Source organism: Halobacterium sp. BOL4-2 (assembly GCF_016917835.2).
GTDB classification, from domain to species: domain Archaea; phylum Halobacteriota; class Halobacteria; order Halobacteriales; family Halobacteriaceae; genus Halobacterium; species Halobacterium salinarum.
Map to the genome: position 1 here is coordinate 521,776 of NZ_CP070332.2, position 17,162 is coordinate 538,937.

A 17,162-nucleotide genomic window follows, 5' to 3' on the forward strand; every position below is an offset into this window, starting at 1 on the left:
GCTACGAGCGGATCCGGTCGACGGCCGCCAGGAAGCCGTCGCCGTGCGTCTCGGACAGCACTGTCTCGGCCGCGCCTTTCGCGTGGTCGTCGGCGTTCCCGACGGCGTACGACTCCCCCACGGCTTCGAACAGTTCGACGTCGTTCGCGGAGTCCCCGACAGCCGCGAAGTCGCCGGCCGACACGCCCAGCCGGTCCGCGACCGCGGGCAACGCGTTGCCCTTGCTCATCGACTCGGGTTTGACGTGGTACGCGAACCCGGTGTCGACGACGTGGAGGCCGTGATCGGCGGCCAACGCCGACAGCACGTCCAGGGGTTGCTCGCGGCTCACGGCGAGCTCGGTCTCCCGCCATCGGTTCGTGAGGTCCGCGTCCCCCCAGCCGATGTCGTGGCCGGCGTCCTCGAACGCCGCCGCGACCTGTTCGACCGCCCGGCTGTCACCGAACTGCAGCAGCTCGTCGCCGACGTACGCGACGCCGCCGTTCTCCGCGATCACGCGCTCGGCGATGCCCGCGAACTGGCAGAGCGCGACCGCGTACGGCAGTGCCTTGCCCGTCGCGACGACGACCGGTCCATCCCACCCACGAAGCACGTCCAGCACGCGGCCGTCGATGGAGCGATCGGCGCGACTCAGCGTGCCATCGATGTCGACCGCAAGCGGCGGGTCGGCGGTGTCCATACCGGCCGTCAGGGACGGCGCGCGTAAATGCCGTGTCCTTCCCACCGGTCGGGAGCCGGAGCAGCCCTTTTTGCGCCACCGCCCCGAGCAGCAGGCGTGTCAGACGAAGCCGCTGACGGCGTTCTGTTCGATCTCGACGGAACGATCTACGTGGGCGACGCCCTGGTGCCGGGGGCCGCGGCGGCGGTCGACGGGCTGCGGGCCGCCGGGGTCGGCGTGGGGTTCCTCTCGAACAAGGCGATCGAGCGCCGCGACGCGTTCGCGTCGAAACTCGACGGGCTCGGTGTGCCGGCCGACGAGTCCGCGATCCTCAACGCCGCGTCCATCGCGGCGTCCTACCTGGCGCGCGCCCACCCCGGTGAGTCGGTGTTCGTCGTCGGCGAGCCGCCGCTGTTCGAGGAGCTCGCCGCCCACGGCGTCGCCACCACCACAGACCCGGGTCGCGCCGACGTTCTGCTGGTGTCGATGGACCACGACTTCGATTACGACACCCTCACCGACGCGTTCAACGCGGTCGACGAGGGGACGCCGTTCCTGGCGACGAACCCCGACCGGACGTGTCCCGTCGCCGGCGGCGAGGTTCCGGACTGCGCGTCGATGGTCGGTGCCATCGAGGGGGCTACCGGGCGGTCCCTCGATCGGGTGTTGGGGAAACCGTCGCCGGTCGCCGTCGAGGCCGCGACGGACCTGCTCGGCGTCCCGCTGGCCCGGTGTGTGATGGTCGGCGACCGCATCGAGACGGACATCGAGATGGGGAACCGCGCCGGCATGACGACCGTCCTGGTGCTGTCCGGGGTCACGGACGACGCCGCGCTGGCGGCGAGCGACGTCGAGCCCGATCACGTCATCGACTCGGTGTCGGACCTCGACACCGTGCTGCCGGCGCTCACGTGAGCGCTCAGTCCGCCGCGTCCGGCCGGTACTCGCGGCTGATCGCCTTCCACTTGCCCGACCGGAACCGGAGGTAGTTGACCACCGCGGGCACGCACGTCTCCGAGAACAACGAGAGGTAGATGCCGTACAGCCCGAGCGGCGTTGTCGCGCCGAGATACACCAGCGGCAGCGCGCCGAGCATCCCCACCGCCCGCGAGTAGAACGGCCACCGGGTGTCGCCCGTGGCGTCGAGCGCGCCCGCAACCGTCGCGCCGATCCCCTGGGGGATCACCGCGGCCGCCGCAACGTACACCATCGTCACGGCGATCGGGACGCTGGGGTCGCTCGCGGAGTCAACGAACACACCCACGATCTGGCCGGCGAACGCGCAGACGACGCCCGCGAACATGACGTACATCACCACGGAATACAGCGTAATCTCGCGGCCGTAGGCGGCCGCCGTGGACTCCCTGCCCTGCCCGAGCTCCTGGCCGACGAGGCTGGACGCCGCGAGCCCGAACCCCCAGCCGGGCGTGTTCATGATGCCGAACACGCGGCGCACGATGATGTACGCGGCGGCGACGGGCTGCCCGAACAGGCTCATGAACGCCAACAGCGGGAACCGCGCCAGCGTCCACACCGAGTTCCGGCCCACCACGGGCAGCCCGATGGTGACGATGTCCCAGCAGTCATCGCGCACCCAGTACGCGCCCCGCACCGAGACCGTCATGGGGAACGCGCCGACGGCCGGCAGGCGGCCACGCGACAGCCCCACGACGAACGCCGTGGTCACCACGACGTTGCTGAGCACGGTGCCCAGACCGGCACCCACGACACCCCACCCCAGGCCGAAGATGAACACGCCGTTGAGGCCGATGTTGGCGAGCGCGCCGCCGCCGCGCAGCACCATCGCGGTGTAGGCGTCGTCAGCGCCGATGAGCGCGCGGCTCCCGATGAGATTCAGGCCCGCAAACGGCACCCCGAACGCGACCACGCGGAGGTAGTCCGCTCCGAAGGCGATCTCCGCCTGCCGGTCGGTCAACAGCCCGATCAGCGCGGCCGGATACGAGTAGAACAGCACCGCGATCGGGAGCGTCGCAGCCACGGTGAGCGCGGCACTCGATCGCAGCGCTTGCCCGGCGTCCGCGATCTCGTCGGCGCTGAACCGCTGGGAGACCAACGCGATGGTGCCGGCTGCCAGCCCGCCGCCGATGCTGAACGCCGCCCCCCAGAACGGTCCCGCGTAGCCGACGCCCGTGATGGCCGCCGACCCCAGGGCGGCACCCACCATTGCGACGTCGGCCGCACTCTTCGACATCCTGCCGATGCCAGTGAGGATTCGCGGCCACGCCAACTCGGCGGTTCGCCGTGCGCGCGACTCGGAGATCAACCCGAGGCGCGCGATCGCGACGCCGACTGCCCGGAGCAGCCAGCTGAAGGGATTCGGGACCATGGATACAGGTGCTCGGCTTGCCCCGCTGAAAAACGTCTGCATCCCGGAACGCCGCGCCGCCGCGACCGACCACCCAGCCCCCGTGGCTCAGTCGACCCGCCAGCCGCGCGCGGTGTCCGTGAGCGGCTCGCAGCCGTCGGCGGTGACCACCACGAGGTCCTCGATGCGGACGCCGAACTCCCCCGGGCGGTAGACGCCGGGTTCGATGGAGAACACCATCCCCACATCGAGTTTGCGGTCGCTGTCAGCGACTATGAACGGGGCCTCGTGGACGTCGAGGCCGACCCCGTGGCCGGTCCGGTGCACGAACGCGTCGCCGTAGCCGGCGTCCGCGATGACGCGCCGCGCGGCGGCGTCGACCGCGCCCGCGGACACCCCGGGTTCGACCGCGTCCACGGCGGCCCGGTGGGCGTCCCGCACGACCTCGTGGACCGTCCGAAACGCCGCCGGTGGATCGCCCGCGAACACCACCGTCCGGGTCTGGTCGCTGGGGTAGCGGTCGACGACCGTGCCGAAATCACACACCACCGGGTCGCCCCGCTGGATCTCCCGGGCGTCGTGGGTGTGGTGTGGCTTCGCGCCGTTGGGACCGCTGCCGGCGATCACATCGAACGAGACGCCGGTGCCGCCGTGGGCGGCCAGCCGGTCGGCGATGAAGTCGGCGAGCTCGTGCTCGGTCATCCCGATGGCGTCCGCGCCGAGCCCGCGCACGTCTGCCATCGCGGCGTCGGCGGCCCCGCCCGCCCGCCGGAGCGCGTCCAGCTCGGCGTCGTCTTTGCGCACCCGCAACGACCCGAGCACGGCGTCAGCCAACCCCCAGGTGGCGTCCGGCAGCGTGTCCCGCAGCAACTGCGTGAACTGCGCCCACATCGTGGGGTCAACGAGCAGCCGGCCGTCGGTCAGCCCGCGGTCGGCGGCGACGGCGCGCACCACCGCACCGGGGTCTTGGCTGTCGGTGTACGTTCGGATGTCATCGACCCAGGTCTCCGCGGCGAGTTGCGTCTCGTACAGCGCCGGCGCGACGAACGCCGGCTCGCCGTCGGCCGGAACGACCAACACCAGCAGGCGCTCGGAGGGCGTCTCGTCGAAGCCGCTGAGGTAGTAGAGGTTCGGGCTCGGGAACAACACCGCGCCGGCCGCGCCGGCGTCCCGGATGGTTCGCTGGCAGTCCCGCGTCCGCGATTCGAAGTCGGGCATAGCTGGCAGTCGTCGCGCCCGCCCTTCAATCCCGGTGGGGCGGCGAGTGGCTACACTTTTCCGGGTGGTTGGCCAACGTTCGGCCGATGAGACGCAGGGGAGGCCCAGGGGATGTCGTCGCCAGACGACCGCTGTCGCTGGTCGGCGTGCTGTTCGTCGTGGCGGCGATCGCGCACGTCTGGTGGTGGACGGTCACGCCCGGTCCCGGGAGAACGTTCAGCACCGCGCTCGGCAGCGGCCAGTACGTCGCCGCGGCGTCGGCGCTGGCCACGTACCCGACGGCGCACCCGGCGTACGTCGCCGCCGCGATCGTCGGGGTGGCGCTCGTCGTCCGGGACGCCACCTAGTGCGCCGTCCACCGGGAACGGTTATGAGCGTGGTCGCCCAAGCACGCCCATGAGTGGCTCCGAGCAGTCGCCCGATCCGGACACCCCACAGTCCGCCTCGTCGGCGACCCAAGACGGCGACGGACTGGCCGCCGCTGATGCGTTCGCGCTTCTCGGGAACGAAACCCGCATCGACATCCTGCAGGCGCTGTGGCGCGCCCCCGAGCGCCCGGTGTCGTTCTCGGCGCTGCGCAAGCGCGTCGGGATGCGCGACTCCGCGCAGTTCAACTACCACCTCTCGAAGCTCACCGACCACTTCGTGCGGTCGACCGATGACGGCTACGAGTTCCAGTACGCCGGCGAGAAGGTCGTGCGCGCGATCCTCGCGGGCACGTTCACCGACCGCGTGTCCCTTTCGGTGCCGATCACGGGCACCTGCTTTGCGTGCGGGGAGACACTCGTCGGCCAGTACGCCGACGAACGCCTCAGCGTCGAGTGTGCGGCGTGCGCCACCACGTACGCCCGGTACGCGTTCCCGCCGGGGGGCCTCCGCAACCGCTCGGACGCCGAGGTCGCAGCGGCCTTCGATCAGCGCATCCGCCACCTCCACTGCCTGGCCGCCGACGGCGTCTGCCCCGAGTGCGGGGGCCGCATGACGACCACCCTGACCCCCGACGACGACTCCCGCCTCGACCTGGACGTGCGCGTCGACCACACCTGCCAGCAGTGCCAGCACACGCTGTCCTCCCCGGTCGGGCTGTCGCTGCTCGACGACGCCACGGTGGTCGCGTTCCACGCCGACCACGGGATCGACGTGACGAGCACGCCACACTGGACGCTCGGCTGGTGTGTGACCGACGACACCACCGCGTACGACCCTGACCGCGACCGCGCCACGGTCACCATCCGCCTCGACGACGAATCGCTGACCGTCACCCTCGACGGCAGCCTGTCGGTCGTCGACACCACCCGGGCGTGATCGCGGGGGCTACAGCAGGGTGGCGTCGACGTACTCGCTGGCGGTCCGCCTGCCGGCCGCCAGCGCCGACGGATCGCCGTGCACGACCGACCGGGTGCGCGCGCCGTCGACGATGGTCATGAGCGAGCGGGCGACGTGGTCGGCGTCGACGGCTTCGAAAGCGCCTTCGTCGATGCCGTGGCTGATGACCGACTTGAGCATGAACCGCGTGTACTCGTCGTTTTGCTGGAACCGCTCCCGGAACGGCTCGTTGTAGGGGGCCTGCGCGCGCATCTCCAGCAGCGCGACCGACAGCGCCTGGTTGGGCTGGGGGTCGACGAGCAGCTCGTCGAGCAGCAGTGACAGCCGCGTCTCGGGGGCCGTCGTTTCGACCGCGCGGATGGACGCGACGAACTCCTCCAGGAGGTAGTCGAGAAACGCCGCCAACAGCTCCTCTTTGGTGTCGTAGTAGTAGTGGACGGCGGCCGTCGACTTCCCGTATTCGTCGGCGATCCGTTTGATCGTCAGGTCGACGTAGCCGTGCTCGCGGAGCGCGCTGTACGTCGCCTGCATGAGCTCCGCTTCGGCTTCCGAGAACTCCCGGTTCGAGGGCGCCGCCATTACGGAACACTTACCGCAGAGTCAGATAACTGTTTTCACGCGCCGATTCCCATGCAGTCGAGTCCCATGGTATGGCGTTCACAGGGCGTGAGGCGGCCGTATTCAGAATATTCGGGTAGCCAAAGTCTTTTGACTGACCGGTTAGTACGTCCACTCGTCCACGGTATGTATACTGACTCCGTACTCCTGTCTGTACCTGCATCACTCACGCGACCCCGGACGCTGGCGGCCGCCTGGCCCCGTGGTGTCCGGTCACCCGCCGCCCCGACGGGCAGTGTCCCGGGGCCGCCGTCGAACCACCAGCCGGCACGGCGCACGCACCAGCCGGCAGGCGAGCGCGCGACAGCGCGACTGTGCCACACGCACAGCCCCGCCGCGTCACGTCCTGTACCCCGAACAGAGGCGGTCCGCTGATGGGACTGCGCAGCCAGCTCTCGAAGCTGTTCAGAGGGCCGGAGTCCTTCGATCTCACGTCCGGCCGCATCGGCAAGCCGCTGTTCTTCCTGGCGATGCCGATCGTCATCACGAACCTCTTCCAGACCGCGTACAACCTGGCGGACACCTTCTGGCTGGGCCAGTACAACACCGACGCGCTGGCCGCCATCAGCTTCGCGTTCCCGATGGTGTTCCTGCTCATCTCGCTGGGGATGGGGATCTCCGTCGCCGGCAGCGTCCTGGTCGCCCAGTACACGGGTGCCGGCAAGGACGAGCAAGCCGAGTACGCCGCCTCCCAGACGGTCACCTTCTCGGTGCTGGCGTCGCTGCTGTTGGGCGGCATCGGCTACTTCTTCGTCGAGGACTTCCTCTCGGTGGTTGGCGCGTCCGACGCGGTGCTGCGGCCCGCCACCAGCTACATGCAGGTGGTCGCGCTCGGCCTCGCAGCCATGTTCGGGTTCGCGGTGTTCATCGCGCTCATGCGGGGGTACGGCGACACCATCACACCCATGCTGGTGATGTTCGGCTCCGTCGTGTTGAACATCGTCCTCGACCCGTTCCTCATCTTCGGGTGGACCGTCGTCGAGAACGCGCCCCTCGTCGGCACGGTCTCGTTCCCCAGACTCGGCATCCAGGGCGCAGCCATCGCGACCGTGTTCTCGCGGGCGCTCGCGTTCGCCGTCGGCCTCGCGATCATGTTCCGGGGGACCCGGGGCGTCGAGATCAACGCCGCCGACATGCTCCCGGATCTCTCGTATCTCCGGCGGCTCGTCCGCATCGGCCTGCCGGCCTCTATCGAAGGCACGGGGCGCGCGCTCTCGATGAACCTGCTGTTGTTCATCGTCGCGACGTTCCCCGATCACATCGTCGCCGCCTACGGGATCGGCACCCGCGTGTTCTCCGTGGTGTTCCTGCCGGCGATCGCCATCGCCCGGGGCGTCGAAACCATGACCGGGCAGAACGTCGGCGCCGGCAAGCCGGACCGCGCCGCCCGCGCCGCGCGGCTCGCAGCCACCATGCTGTTCGGCGTGCTGTCGGTGCTCGGGCTGATCGTGTACTGGTACCCGGAGCCCATCGTCTCCGTGTTCGTCGGTGCCGGCCAGGAGAACAGCGCGCAGGTCATCGAGGCCGGCAGCCAGTTCCTCCGGTACGTCGCGCTCACGTTCGGTTTCATCGGGATCGCGCGCGCCTACACGGGGAGCTTCCGTGGCGCCGGCAAAACCATGGTCGCGGCCGCGATCTCCGTGATCACCCTGGGCGTCATCCGGTTCCCGCTGGCGTGGGCCACCATCGGCAGCCTGGGATCGGCCGGCATCTGGCTGTCGTTCGCCGTCTCGAACGTCATCGGGGCGATCATCGCGTACGCGTGGTATCGCCGGGGCACGTGGCGCGACACCGGCGTCGTGGACGCGACGACAGCCCAGGAGGACACGGGCGTCGAGCAGTCCGCACAAACCGACTGACGCGCCGCTCGACCGGACCTCGCCGCCAGTTGTAAACGCGGCGACATCTGCCGAGAGCACGCCCAGTTTATGTTTCACACCCGAATCGATCAGTGCGGCCGTCAGAGGCACGCCGGCGCGTGCGGACGAACGCCCTTTTCCCGCCGCCCGCGCTATCACCGCGCATGCAGACCACGACGGCCAGCCAGTACCGCGTGCTCGGCGACGCCCCCGACCGCGACGGCCTGCTCGTGCTGGATCGCGCCGACTACGAACCCCTCCGCGTCACCACCGGCGACGCCGAGGGCGCGCTCGACGACACGGTGGCGGCGCTCCGTCCCGGATACCTCGTGGACGCCACGCTGGCCTGGAACGACGGCGACGCCCGCTTCACCGACGTCGACATCCAACGGCGCACCCTACTGACGTTCGCCCGCGGCGTCTCGGGACTGTTCGAGGCCGCACTCGACACGATGGCCGACGCCCACGAGAACGGCGTGGGCGTGACCGGGCGGCCGACGTTCAACACGGACAACGAACCCAACGGCGCGGTGTACGCGTTCGCCCAGCAGCCCGGCGAGCGCGACATCTTCACGGAGATCAGAACCGGCCGGCTCCCCATCGAGCCGCTCGTCGACCGCCTCGACGAGGACGCCGCCGACGCCCACGAGGTGTTCGTGTTCGACCCACTGGACCACGAGTTCACCATCGTCTACCTGGTGGCGCACCGCGACTCCGTGCTCGCGGACACCGTCAGGGACACCTACGACTGCCCGCGCCCGCCGGAGACGGACCGCGACTAACCGTCCCGTTGGGCGAGCCGCACGAGATCAGCCAGCGTCCGAATCACGGGCACCGCGATGTCGTGGTCGCGAGCGCGCTCGACGACCGCCCCGTGCAGTGACTCGACCTCCGTTCGCGCGCCCCCCGCGAGGTCCTGGCGCATCGAGGACTCGTTGGACGCGGTGCGCGCCGCGACCTGCCGCGCCCGCTCGACGACGGACTCCGACACCGACACCCCCTCGGCCTCCGCCACCCGCACCCCCTCCGTGACCGCGCGCTCAAGCACCCGCTCGCCCGGCGGGCACTCCACGAGCGCGCCGTTGTCCACGTCGGCGAGCGCCGTCGCCGCGTTGATCCCGACGTTCACGAGCACCTTCTCCCAGACCGCACGCTGGGGGGACGCAGTCACCGTCGTCTCCATGCCGCCCGTCGAGAACGTCGCCGCAACCGACGCGACGCGGGCGTCGTTCGCGCCGCGATACCGCCCGATGGTGGTCTCACCGCCGCCGGCGTGACGGACCACCCCCGGCTCCGTGCGCGCCGCACCGTGGGTGGTCGTCCCCACCAGCACCGTGTCCGCCGGCACGTGCTCGGCGAGCACGGCGGCGTTCCCCAGCCCGTTCTGGAGTGTCAACACCATCGCGCCGTCGCACTGCCGGCCGAGCGCCCGCGCCGCCGACGCGGTGTCGTAACTCTTCACGCACACCACAACGAGATCCGCGTCCGCAACCACCGACGGATCGGTCGCCACACTGGGCCGTGTCACCCTCGTGGTGCCGTCCGGCTGCACGACCCGCAGCCCGTCCTCCCGGACCCGAGTGAGGTGCTCGCTTTGGTGTCCGAGCAGCGTCACCGCGGTCTCGCCGCCAGCCAACACGCCACCAACCAGCGACCCCAGAGAGCCGGGTCCTTGCACAACAACGCGCATGTCACAACGCTTCCCACGCGGGCACAAATAGCTGTCCGGTCGCCGCCACCGACCGGTTTTTACCGCTGGCCACCCCGGTCCCGGTATGCTGACCGCGCGCCGCTTCGTCCGCGTCGTCGCCGTGGTGTGGCTGGCTGCACTCGCCTCCGCGGTTCTCACGTGGCCGCCCGCAGCGACCGCCGCGCTGTTCGGTGGCGGCGCGGCGATCGCGTTCCTCGCCGAACGCGTCGTCATCCGGGCCGGCTGGCTGACCCACCACATCGACCCCGCGATCCGCGGCGTCCCCCTGTACGCTCTGGCCGGCTGGACCGCCGTCGTGTACGCCGCGGCCCGTGTCGCGCTGCTCGTGACTGCCGGGTGGACGGCCGTCGCGACCGCAGCCGTCTTGGCGGCCGCGTTCGACGCCGTCACCGACCCGATCGGGGTTGCCAGCGACTACTGGACGTACCGTACCGCACTCGGCGGCCCGCAGTACTGTGGCGTGCCGTGGTGGAACACCGCTGGCTGGCTGGCGGTCGCCGCCGCCACCGCGGCACCCGCGGTTATGCTCCAGTGATCACGCCGACAACACGACCGCGCCGTCGTCGGTGTGCTCGATGTCGATGTCGTAGTCGAACTCCGCCAGCAGGTCGACACACGTTTCGATGTGCGTGGTCACCTCGGGCGCTCGCACTTCGCCGCCAGCCACGGCCACCACCGGCACGAGCTGGTCGGCGAGATGGCTGTCGACCGCGCCGGGCCCCGACTCGAACGCCGCGAGCGCGTCGGCGGCGTTCTCGCCGACGGCGTCGGCGCTCACGCCACGCTCGCCGAGCGCCGCGAAGCCGGCCCGCGAGTGTTCGTACTCGGCGGCCAGCACGACCGCCGACCCCGCCGAGTCGGCGTCGGTGTAGGCGATCTCGTGGGCGGCGTCCGGGGCGGCCGCCGTGGCCTGCTGCTCGGCCACCTCGTCGTCGGCCAGCGACGACTCCGCAACCGAGTACGCCGTCAGCGCCTCGCGGTCGCCGCGCTCGGTGAGGGTGATCGGCGTCGGCGTGGACGGCTCGACCGTGAGCGTCGCCTCGCCGCCGCCACGCGGATAGAACCCCCGACGGTCGACGGACACGGTGGCGTCGATCCCGTGCTCGCGCAGCAGCGGCAGTTTGACGTGCTGGAAGTAGTCCATCGGCGGCGCCCACTTCGCGTCCGTCCCACCGGTCAGGGTCGCAGTTATGGGCTCGTCGAGCGCGCCCGCAAGCGGCAGCAACGAGTCGAACACCAGCGGGATGCTGCCTGCGGTGCCGACCTCCACGCTCGTTGTCCCGCCGAGCGTCGGCTCCTCGTCGTCGTCGGCCTCCTCGGCAGCGACCTCCGGCTCGAAGCTGAACGCTTCCGATCCCACTTCGACGCCGTCCGTTGCCGCATCACAGATGTCGGCGACAGCGTTCACGGCGGCACAATGCTGGGCCTGCAGGCCAGGGTTCGATCGTGCGCGCCGCACGTACCGCATCCGGAAGGACTCTCCGGAGACCGCCGCACACGTTAATGCTGTGCGGACGAGCTGACCGCCACCGGAACTCCCGTCGAGAACGTGCATACGTACACCACGAACTGGATCAGTCAAAAGGGTGTCCGTCCGTCCCGCCACCGTTAGGGTGATGTCGCCGATACCACTGCCTGTGACCGACACTGACGACGCATGGCGGGCTCGCATCGCGGCCCACCGCGCGGACAAAGACGAGTTCCTGGCCACGCACGACCAGTCACCGATCCCGCCGGCCGACCGCGGGACCTTCGACGGCCTCCGATACTTCGACATCGACGCGTCGTTCCGGGTGGCCGCGCGATACCAGCCCGCCCGCGACCCCGAGGCGGTCGAACTGGAGACAACGCGTGGCCCGCCCGCGGAGTACACGCGTGCCGCCGTCCTCGGCTTCGACCTCGGGGACAGCCACCACACGCTCACCGCGTTCCGTGTCGAGGGTGAGTCGTCGCTGTTCGTCCCGTTCACCGACGAGACCACCGACGACGGGCGCACCTACGAGCACGGCCGCTACCTGGACATCGACCCCGCCGGGGCCGATGGTGGCGACGAGGTCGCCCTGGATTTCAACCTGGCGTACAACCCGTTTTGCGCGTACGGGGGGTCGTTCTTGTGTGCGCTGCCGCCCGCGGACAATCACGTTCCGGCGGCGATCACGGCCGGGGAGCGCGTCGACGCCGACTGAATCGGCGGTCCACGGGACGCGGAAAACAGGCGGCGTCAGGCGGCTGCTTCGGTGGCTTCCAGCAGCTCCTGGTAGCGGTTCCGGATGGTGACCTCGCTGACGTCGGTCACCTCGCTGACCTCGCTTTGGGTGACCTTGTGGTTGGTGAGGAGGCTGGACGCGTAGATCGCCGCGGCGGCCAGTCCGACCGGCGACTTGCCGCTGGTGACGCCGTCGGCCTGGGCGTTGGAGATGAGTTCTCGGGACCGCCGCTCGACCTCGTCGGGGAGGTCGAGGTCGCTTGCGAACCGCGGCACGTACTGCGCGGGGTCGGCGGGCGCGACTTCGAGGCTGAGCTCCCGGACGATGTAGCGGTACGTGCGCTTGAACTCCATCTCGTCGATGCGGCTGACGTTCGCCACCTCGTCGATGGAGCGTGGCGTGCTGAGCTGGCGCGCGGACGCGTACAGGGCGGCGGTGGCGACGCCCTCGATGGAGCGCCCGGGCAGCAGGTCCTCGCTGAGCGCGCGGCGGTAGATCACCGACGCGGTCTCCCGAACCTCCTTGGGCAGCCCGAGTGCGGAGGCCATGCGCTCGATCTCGCCGAGCGCCTGCTTGAGGTTGCGTTCCTTGCTGTTGCGGGTGCGGAAGCGCTCGTTCCACTTGCGCAGGCGCTGCATCTTCTGGCGCTGGTTGCTGGAGAGACTGTTCCCGTAGGCGTCCTTGTCCTGCCAGCCGATGTTCGTGGACAACCCCTTGTCGTGCATCATGTTCGTGGTCGGGGCGCCCACGCGGGATTTCTCGTCTTTCTCCGTGGAGTTGAACGCGCGCCACTCGGGGCCGCGGTCGATGCCGTTCTCCTCGACGACGAGCCCGCAGTCGACACAGACCGACTCGCCGTGCTCCTCGTCGTCGATGACCTGCCCGCCACACTCCGGGCAGGTCAGGACGTCTTCGTCGGGGGTCGATACTGTCTCGTCGTTGTCTGTCTGGCGCTGGTCGCTGCTGTATGTTCTGATTGTACTGTCACTCATTATGTTGGAAGTGCCGGGAGATGGCGCTGGTGCGCCCGGCTTGTCGTGAATCAAAGTAAGAGCGACAAGTACTTAAATGTTTCCCAGAAATGTGCGTTTCTTGGGAAACCGTATCGGCGTAGGCAACGGTTATCACGGCCACTGACTGGTGCTTTGGGGTAACCAAAACGTTACCGTCGGTGTGTCTCCACTTAGCGAAAGGCTTATGACTGTATATTGCGGTGGTAGCATCCAGTAATCGACCCCCGTTGCCGACTCCCCACCAGTGAAAGACATATAACGCCAGTCCACCCAACGTAGCACGAACGGCCAGTTCTATGAGTTCACAAGCGGGCACCGTGCTCATCGTCGACGACGATGCAGCCCTCACAGACGTCTACGCCGCCTGGCTCGCCGACGACTACCCCGTCGAGACAGCCACATCAGGGGCTGCTGCCCTCGACGTAATCGACGACCACGTCGATATCGTACTCCTCGACCGCCGCATGCCGGGGCTCTCCGGCGACGACGTGCTCGCGGAGATCCGTGCCGACGGCCACGACTGCCGCGTCGCCATGGTCACCGGCGTCGAACCCACCACGGACGTGATCGCCATGGGGTTCGACGAATACCTCGTCAAGCCGGTCGACAGCGACGACCTCCACCGCACCGTCGAGACGCTGCGGGATCGGCTGGCGTACAGCGACGACCTCCAGGAGCTGTACGCGTTGCTGTCCAAGCGCGCCCTCCTCGAAACCAACCCGGACGCCGCCGACACCGACGCCTACGACGACCTCGACGACCGCATCGACGCCCTTCGGGCCGATCTCACCGACACGGTGTCCGAGTTCAGCCACGACGACTTCCGTGCCGCATTCCACGACCTTACACCCCAGGACCCCGAAGGCAGCGCCAACGCAAACTGACGAATGCACGTTCACCGGAACCTGCGGTCGGCCATCCGCGCAGCAGCACACACCGCTGACTCGACCACGGCGCTCTACGACGGCGTCTGTGACGCCGCTGCCAACACCGGCACCACGTACGCCTACGTCTACACCCAGTCCGACGACCCCACTGCGCCCACCGTCCACGCCACCGCCGGGGACACCGACTCCGCGGCCATCCCGACGGTACCCACTGCGCCGTCGGCCGGCGTCACCACCGTCGACACCGCTGGGGGACGTGAATGCCACGTCCCCGTCCTGGACGGCGACGACCGCTACGCCACACTCTCGGTCCACATCGCCGACGGCACGCCAGCCCCCACGGACGACCTCCGCGCCGTCGGACAGACGATCGGCCTCGCCGCGGCGAAACTCACCGCCGAAGCGGCGCGCGACAGCCTCGCGGACGACCTCGACATCGAACAGCGCCAGTTCCGGAAACTCCACAGCATCGCCGCACAGATGATCGGCTGCGAAAACGAGCGCGCCATCTACCAGCTCGCCATCGACGCCGCCGAGAACATCCTCGAGTTCGACATCTGCGGCATCGACATCGCCCGCGACGGCGTCCTCGAACCGGTCGCGCTCTCCACGAGCCTCAACGCCGCCGACTCCCAGCGCCTCCCCGACGACGAAGGCATCGCCGGCCAAACCTACCAGGACACCACCACGATCATCGTTGACGACCTCCACGCCAGGCCCGACGCCGCCCCGGCAAAGGACGCCTACCGGTCGCTGCTCAGCGTCCCCATCAAGGACCTCGGCGTGTTCCAGGCCGCCGCGGAGCGCGAGAACGCGTTCGACGACCGCGACGCCGAAGTCGTCGAGCTCCTGATGGCCCACGTCGGCGAAACCCTCAGCGGCCTCTGGTCGGCGCACGCGCTGCGCGAGAGCGAGCGCAAATACCGCACCCTCATCGAACAGAGCCACGACGCCGTCACCATCCACACCCGCGACGGCTTCGCGTTCGTGAACGAGCCCGCCACCGAGCTGTTCGGCCGCGACGAGTCGACGCTCCTCGACCTGGCGGCCAGCGATCTCGTTCACCCCGACGACCACGACGCACTCACCCCCATCACCGACGACGCCGTGCCCGGCGACGACCACGACACCTTCGACGCGCGCGTCCAGCGCCCCGACGGCACCATCAGGCAGTGCGAAGTGTCGACGACCACCATCACCTACGAGGGTGACCCCGCGGTGCTGGCGTCGATCCGTGACATCACCGAGCGCAAGCGCCACGAACAAGCCCTCGAACGCAAAAACGACCGCCTCGAACAGTTCGCCAGCATCGTCAGCCACGACCTCCGCAGCCCGCTGAACGTCGCGAAAGGCAGCCTCGAACTCGCCAGGAACACCGGCGAGCACCAGCACTTCGACCGCGCCGCCGACGCCCTCGACCGCATGGACAGCCTCGTCGAGGACGTGCTCGCACTGTCGCGGCAGGGCGAGCTCGTCGCCGAAACCGAGCGCACCACGCTCGCGGAGATCGCCGCCGACGCCTGGGCGTCGATCAACGCCCCCGACGCCAGCGTCGAATACGACGCCGCAGCCATCGACGTCGACGCCGACCCTGGACGCCTCCAACAGCTCTTCGAGAACCTGTTCCGGAACGCCGTCGAGCACGCCGGCGACGACGTCACCATCCGGGTGGGATCCACCCCGGAGGGGTTCTACGTCGAGGACGACGGCCCCGGCATCGAACGCGACGCCGCGGACACCGTCTTCGAACGCGGCGTCTCCGGCACCGACACCGGCACCGGGTTCGGACTCGCGATCGTGCGCGAGATCGCCGACGCGCACGGCTGGTCGATCACCGCGGTGCCGGCAGGCGATGACGCGCCCGCCGACCGCGGTGCGCGCTTCGAAATCACCGGCGTCCCGGTGCTAGCTTAGGCGGTTCACTTGCCGTCGCCGTCCCCGAGTGACGCGGCGATGTCAGCCAGGCCTTCGTCCGGCGTGCCGGTCGACTCGTAGGTCGCCGTCTCCCCGGGTGCACGCAGGCCGTATTTGAACCCGGCGGCCACGACGTCGACGTGTACCGACCGCCCAGCCTCCAGGCCGGCGTCGGCGAGCCACGCGGCGAGTTCGTTGTCCGCGCCGTTGGGCTGGCGCGCGAGCCGCGGGGTCGCGTACGCGCCCCGGACGACAGGCGTGTCGTCGGCCGTTGCGGCCACGCTGGCGTGGTGTTCGGAGCCATCCAACACGACCCGCACCACGTCGCCGACCGGCAGCGACGCGGCGCTGTCAGCCGGCACCTGGACCGCCAGCCGCCGCGTACCGCCAGCCCGCACGACGGAGCCACGCCCCGACTGGACTGTCTCATGCGTCACGCGTTCGGTCATACGACCGCGTGGGGGCCCGACAAGCAAAACGCTCGCGGTCCCATCCACAGTGAGCCGGATCGTTTTTGCGCGTCGCCGACGAACACAGCGTATGGACGTACCCACGCCGACCGACAACCGCATCGGGAGCCGCAAACAGGCGGCGGTTGCCATCCTCCCGTTCCTGCTGTTGGGCCTGCTCGACGTCGTCCTGCTGCTCGGCTGGGGGCTGGATCCGCTCTGGGGGTTCGTCATCCTGCCGCCGATCCTGTTCATCAGCGTGCTCGGCTGGATCGCGTTCAAATCCGGGTTCGTGGACGATCGCGGCACGGCCTGACCCGCAGCCGGCTACGGCGCTGCGATCACGCGAGCGGGCGCGCCGTCGGCCGCAACCGGCAGCGGATACGCCTGGACCGGGACGCGTTCGGGGAGCCCGTCGAGGTTCGTCACGTTCTCAACGATCAGCGCTCCCGCACCCAGGAGCGCGCGGTGGGCCGGATACGCCGCGGCGTCGGATGACTCCCCCGCGGGCGCTGTTCGGGTCGGGTCCACGCTGGGCGCGTCCACCGCGACGGCGCACCCGGCGTCGGCGCAGCGCTCGGCGGCGGCCACGCTCAGGTGCGGGTGCTCGTAGTACTCAGGGCGGCCCCAGTCCGCGGCCGTCCCGGTGTTGAACACCACCATATCGTGGTCGTCCAGTGCTGGCACGCGATCCACGGGGATGGCGTCCCCGGGGCCGTAACCGGTGCAGTCGACGACGTGCGCGTCGAACCGGAACGCCGACACGTCGAAGGCGTCCAGGGACCGCCCGTCAGCGAGGAGGTGACTCGGGGCGTCGATGTGCGTGCCCGAATGCGTGCTACACGCCACCGCCGACACCCGGTAGCCGTCGGCCGCCATCGTGGCGTGTGGCGTCACCGCTGCCGGCGGATCACCGGGATACGGCTCGCCCGACCCCAGTGCGTGTGACAGATCGCGCATGCCGCCGCCTACACCC

The 17,162-nt window shown here is 69.7% G+C and carries 19 protein-coding genes; 10 read left to right on the forward strand and 9 right to left on the reverse strand.

The features are described 5' to 3' along the window. Nucleotide 1: 1 nt before the first annotated feature. Nucleotides 2–679, reverse strand: coding sequence for a phosphoglycolate phosphatase (locus JRZ79_RS15950; protein ID WP_205251615.1), 678 nt, complete (start codon nucleotides 677–679; stop codon nucleotides 2–4). A 96-nt stretch (nucleotides 680–775) separates the two neighbouring features. Here JRZ79_RS15950 and JRZ79_RS15955 point away from each other — a divergent pair, with 96 nt between their 5' ends. Beyond that, on the forward strand, nucleotides 776–1,573 hold the full coding sequence (locus tag JRZ79_RS15955; protein WP_229373403.1) for an HAD-IIA family hydrolase: 798 nt from the start codon (nucleotides 776–778) through the stop codon (nucleotides 1,571–1,573). 4 nt (nucleotides 1,574–1,577) lie between these two features. Here JRZ79_RS15955 and JRZ79_RS15960 read toward each other — a convergent pair whose 3' ends face one another. Together JRZ79_RS15960 and JRZ79_RS15965 are read right to left on the reverse strand one after the other, a co-directional pair. Continuing rightward, nucleotides 1,578–3,005, reverse strand: coding sequence for an MATE family efflux transporter (locus JRZ79_RS15960; protein ID WP_346347531.1), 1,428 nt, complete (start codon nucleotides 3,003–3,005; stop codon nucleotides 1,578–1,580). 87 nt (nucleotides 3,006–3,092) lie between these two features. Next, nucleotides 3,093–4,202, reverse strand: a complete 1,110-nt coding sequence (locus JRZ79_RS15965; RefSeq protein WP_205252526.1) for a Xaa-Pro peptidase family protein — start codon at nucleotides 4,200–4,202, stop codon at nucleotides 3,093–3,095. Nucleotides 4,203–4,288: 86 nt separating this feature from the next. Between JRZ79_RS15965 and JRZ79_RS15970 the strand changes: the two genes are divergently transcribed. Both JRZ79_RS15970 and JRZ79_RS15975 read left to right on the forward strand, forming a co-directional pair. After that, nucleotides 4,289–4,549 (forward strand): hypothetical protein, encoded by a 261-nt coding sequence (locus tag JRZ79_RS15970; RefSeq protein ID WP_010902499.1) that lies wholly within the window; start codon nucleotides 4,289–4,291, stop codon nucleotides 4,547–4,549. Between the two features lie 49 nt (nucleotides 4,550–4,598). Further along, nucleotides 4,599–5,507 (forward strand): winged helix-turn-helix domain-containing protein, encoded by a 909-nt coding sequence (locus tag JRZ79_RS15975; RefSeq protein ID WP_205252527.1) that lies wholly within the window; start codon nucleotides 4,599–4,601, stop codon nucleotides 5,505–5,507. A 9-nt stretch (nucleotides 5,508–5,516) separates the two neighbouring features. On the opposite strand, the gene JRZ79_RS15980 is transcribed toward JRZ79_RS15975, so the two are convergent. Beyond that, entirely contained in the window at nucleotides 5,517–6,107 is a 591-nt protein-coding gene (locus tag JRZ79_RS15980) for a TetR family transcriptional regulator C-terminal domain-containing protein (protein WP_010902501.1), read from the reverse strand. A 413-nt stretch (nucleotides 6,108–6,520) separates the two neighbouring features. On the opposite strand from JRZ79_RS15980, the gene JRZ79_RS15985 reads away from it, so the two are divergent. Together JRZ79_RS15985 and JRZ79_RS15990 are read left to right on the forward strand one after the other, a co-directional pair. Next, nucleotides 6,521–8,005, forward strand: a complete 1,485-nt coding sequence (locus JRZ79_RS15985) for an MATE family efflux transporter (protein WP_010902502.1) — start codon at nucleotides 6,521–6,523, stop codon at nucleotides 8,003–8,005. Nucleotides 8,006–8,169: 164 nt separating this feature from the next. Beyond that, nucleotides 8,170–8,787 (forward strand): DUF6663 family protein, encoded by a 618-nt coding sequence (locus JRZ79_RS15990; protein ID WP_010902503.1) that lies wholly within the window; start codon nucleotides 8,170–8,172, stop codon nucleotides 8,785–8,787. On the opposite strand, the gene JRZ79_RS15995 is transcribed toward JRZ79_RS15990, so the two are convergent. After that, on the reverse strand, nucleotides 8,784–9,695 hold the full coding sequence (locus tag JRZ79_RS15995; protein WP_205252528.1) for a 2-dehydropantoate 2-reductase: 912 nt from the start codon (nucleotides 9,693–9,695) through the stop codon (nucleotides 8,784–8,786). The two genes, JRZ79_RS15990 and JRZ79_RS15995, sit on opposite strands and share 4 nt — an antisense overlap. Before the next feature lie 85 nt (nucleotides 9,696–9,780). On the opposite strand from JRZ79_RS15995, the gene JRZ79_RS16000 reads away from it, so the two are divergent. Then, nucleotides 9,781–10,251, forward strand: a complete 471-nt coding sequence (locus JRZ79_RS16000; protein WP_010902505.1) for a carotenoid biosynthesis protein — start codon at nucleotides 9,781–9,783, stop codon at nucleotides 10,249–10,251. Here the strand turns inward: JRZ79_RS16000 and rtcA are convergent, their stop codons facing one another. Continuing rightward, nucleotides 10,252–11,271: an RNA 3'-terminal phosphate cyclase gene (gene rtcA, locus JRZ79_RS16005; RefSeq protein ID WP_012289214.1), complete on the reverse strand. Its 1,020-nt coding sequence runs from the start codon at nucleotides 11,269–11,271 to the stop codon at nucleotides 10,252–10,254. An 82-nt stretch (nucleotides 11,272–11,353) separates the two neighbouring features. Between rtcA and JRZ79_RS16010 the strand changes: the two genes are divergently transcribed. Further along, nucleotides 11,354–11,902 (forward strand): DUF1684 domain-containing protein, encoded by a 549-nt coding sequence (locus JRZ79_RS16010; protein WP_231546346.1) that lies wholly within the window; start codon nucleotides 11,354–11,356, stop codon nucleotides 11,900–11,902. A 35-nt stretch (nucleotides 11,903–11,937) separates the two neighbouring features. Here the strand turns inward: JRZ79_RS16010 and JRZ79_RS16015 are convergent, their stop codons facing one another. Continuing rightward, nucleotides 11,938–12,915 carry a transcription initiation factor IIB gene (locus tag JRZ79_RS16015; protein ID WP_010902508.1) on the reverse strand — a complete coding sequence of 326 codons (978 nt, stop codon included), beginning with the start codon at nucleotides 12,913–12,915 and terminating at the stop codon, nucleotides 11,938–11,940. Nucleotides 12,916–13,232: 317 nt separating this feature from the next. Between JRZ79_RS16015 and JRZ79_RS16020 the strand changes: the two genes are divergently transcribed. Further along, a complete protein-coding gene (locus JRZ79_RS16020) occupies nucleotides 13,233–13,820 on the forward strand; it encodes a response regulator (RefSeq protein ID WP_205251619.1) in 588 nt (195 codons plus the stop codon). Between the two features lie 3 nt (nucleotides 13,821–13,823). After that, nucleotides 13,824–15,737, forward strand: coding sequence for a PAS domain S-box protein (locus JRZ79_RS16025; RefSeq protein ID WP_205252530.1), 1,914 nt, complete (start codon nucleotides 13,824–13,826; stop codon nucleotides 15,735–15,737). A 5-nt stretch (nucleotides 15,738–15,742) separates the two neighbouring features. Here JRZ79_RS16025 and JRZ79_RS16030 read toward each other — a convergent pair whose 3' ends face one another. After that, complete coding sequence (locus JRZ79_RS16030; RefSeq protein ID WP_205252531.1) at nucleotides 15,743–16,186, reverse strand: hypothetical protein; 444 nt, start codon at nucleotides 16,184–16,186, stop codon at nucleotides 15,743–15,745. A 91-nt stretch (nucleotides 16,187–16,277) separates the two neighbouring features. On the opposite strand from JRZ79_RS16030, the gene JRZ79_RS16035 reads away from it, so the two are divergent. Continuing rightward, entirely contained in the window at nucleotides 16,278–16,502 is a 225-nt protein-coding gene (locus tag JRZ79_RS16035; RefSeq protein ID WP_010902512.1) for a hypothetical protein, read from the forward strand. Nucleotides 16,503–16,513: 11 nt separating this feature from the next. On the opposite strand, the gene JRZ79_RS16040 is transcribed toward JRZ79_RS16035, so the two are convergent. Then, nucleotides 16,514–17,146 carry a cyclase family protein gene (locus JRZ79_RS16040; protein ID WP_136361118.1) on the reverse strand — a complete coding sequence of 211 codons (633 nt, stop codon included), beginning with the start codon at nucleotides 17,144–17,146 and terminating at the stop codon, nucleotides 16,514–16,516. Nucleotides 17,147–17,162 lie beyond the last annotated feature (16 nt).

Bases quoted from the DNA above. Each gene is read 5' to 3' on its own strand.
- JRZ79_RS15950 (WP_205251615.1), bottom strand. From the start codon at position 679: ATGGACACCGCCGACCCGCCGCTTGCGGTCGACATCGATGGCACGCTG.
- JRZ79_RS15960 (WP_346347531.1), bottom strand. From the start codon at position 3,005: ATGGTCCCGAATCCCTTCAGCTGGCTGCTCCGGGCAGTCGGCGTCGCG.
- JRZ79_RS15965 (WP_205252526.1), bottom strand. From the start codon at position 4,202: ATGCCCGACTTCGAATCGCGGACGCGGGACTGCCAGCGAACCATCCGG.
- JRZ79_RS15970 (WP_010902499.1), top strand. From the start codon at position 4,289: ATGAGACGCAGGGGAGGCCCAGGGGATGTCGTCGCCAGACGACCGCTG.
- JRZ79_RS15975 (WP_205252527.1), top strand. From the start codon at position 4,599: ATGAGTGGCTCCGAGCAGTCGCCCGATCCGGACACCCCACAGTCCGCC.
- JRZ79_RS15980 (WP_010902501.1), bottom strand. From the start codon at position 6,107: ATGGCGGCGCCCTCGAACCGGGAGTTCTCGGAAGCCGAAGCGGAGCTC.
- JRZ79_RS15985 (WP_010902502.1), top strand. From the start codon at position 6,521: ATGGGACTGCGCAGCCAGCTCTCGAAGCTGTTCAGAGGGCCGGAGTCC.
- JRZ79_RS15990 (WP_010902503.1), top strand. From the start codon at position 8,170: ATGCAGACCACGACGGCCAGCCAGTACCGCGTGCTCGGCGACGCCCCC.
- JRZ79_RS15995 (WP_205252528.1), bottom strand. From the start codon at position 9,695: ATGCGCGTTGTTGTGCAAGGACCCGGCTCTCTGGGGTCGCTGGTTGGT.
- JRZ79_RS16000 (WP_010902505.1), top strand. From the start codon at position 9,781: ATGCTGACCGCGCGCCGCTTCGTCCGCGTCGTCGCCGTGGTGTGGCTG.
- rtcA (WP_012289214.1), bottom strand. From the start codon at position 11,271: ATGCACGTTCTCGACGGGAGTTCCGGTGGCGGTCAGCTCGTCCGCACA.
- JRZ79_RS16015 (WP_010902508.1), bottom strand. From the start codon at position 12,915: ATGAGTGACAGTACAATCAGAACATACAGCAGCGACCAGCGCCAGACA.
- JRZ79_RS16020 (WP_205251619.1), top strand. From the start codon at position 13,233: ATGAGTTCACAAGCGGGCACCGTGCTCATCGTCGACGACGATGCAGCC.
- JRZ79_RS16025 (WP_205252530.1), top strand. From the start codon at position 13,824: ATGCACGTTCACCGGAACCTGCGGTCGGCCATCCGCGCAGCAGCACAC.
- JRZ79_RS16030 (WP_205252531.1), bottom strand. From the start codon at position 16,186: ATGACCGAACGCGTGACGCATGAGACAGTCCAGTCGGGGCGTGGCTCC.
- JRZ79_RS16035 (WP_010902512.1), top strand. From the start codon at position 16,278: ATGGACGTACCCACGCCGACCGACAACCGCATCGGGAGCCGCAAACAG.
- JRZ79_RS16040 (WP_136361118.1), bottom strand. From the start codon at position 17,146: ATGCGCGATCTGTCACACGCACTGGGGTCGGGCGAGCCGTATCCCGGT.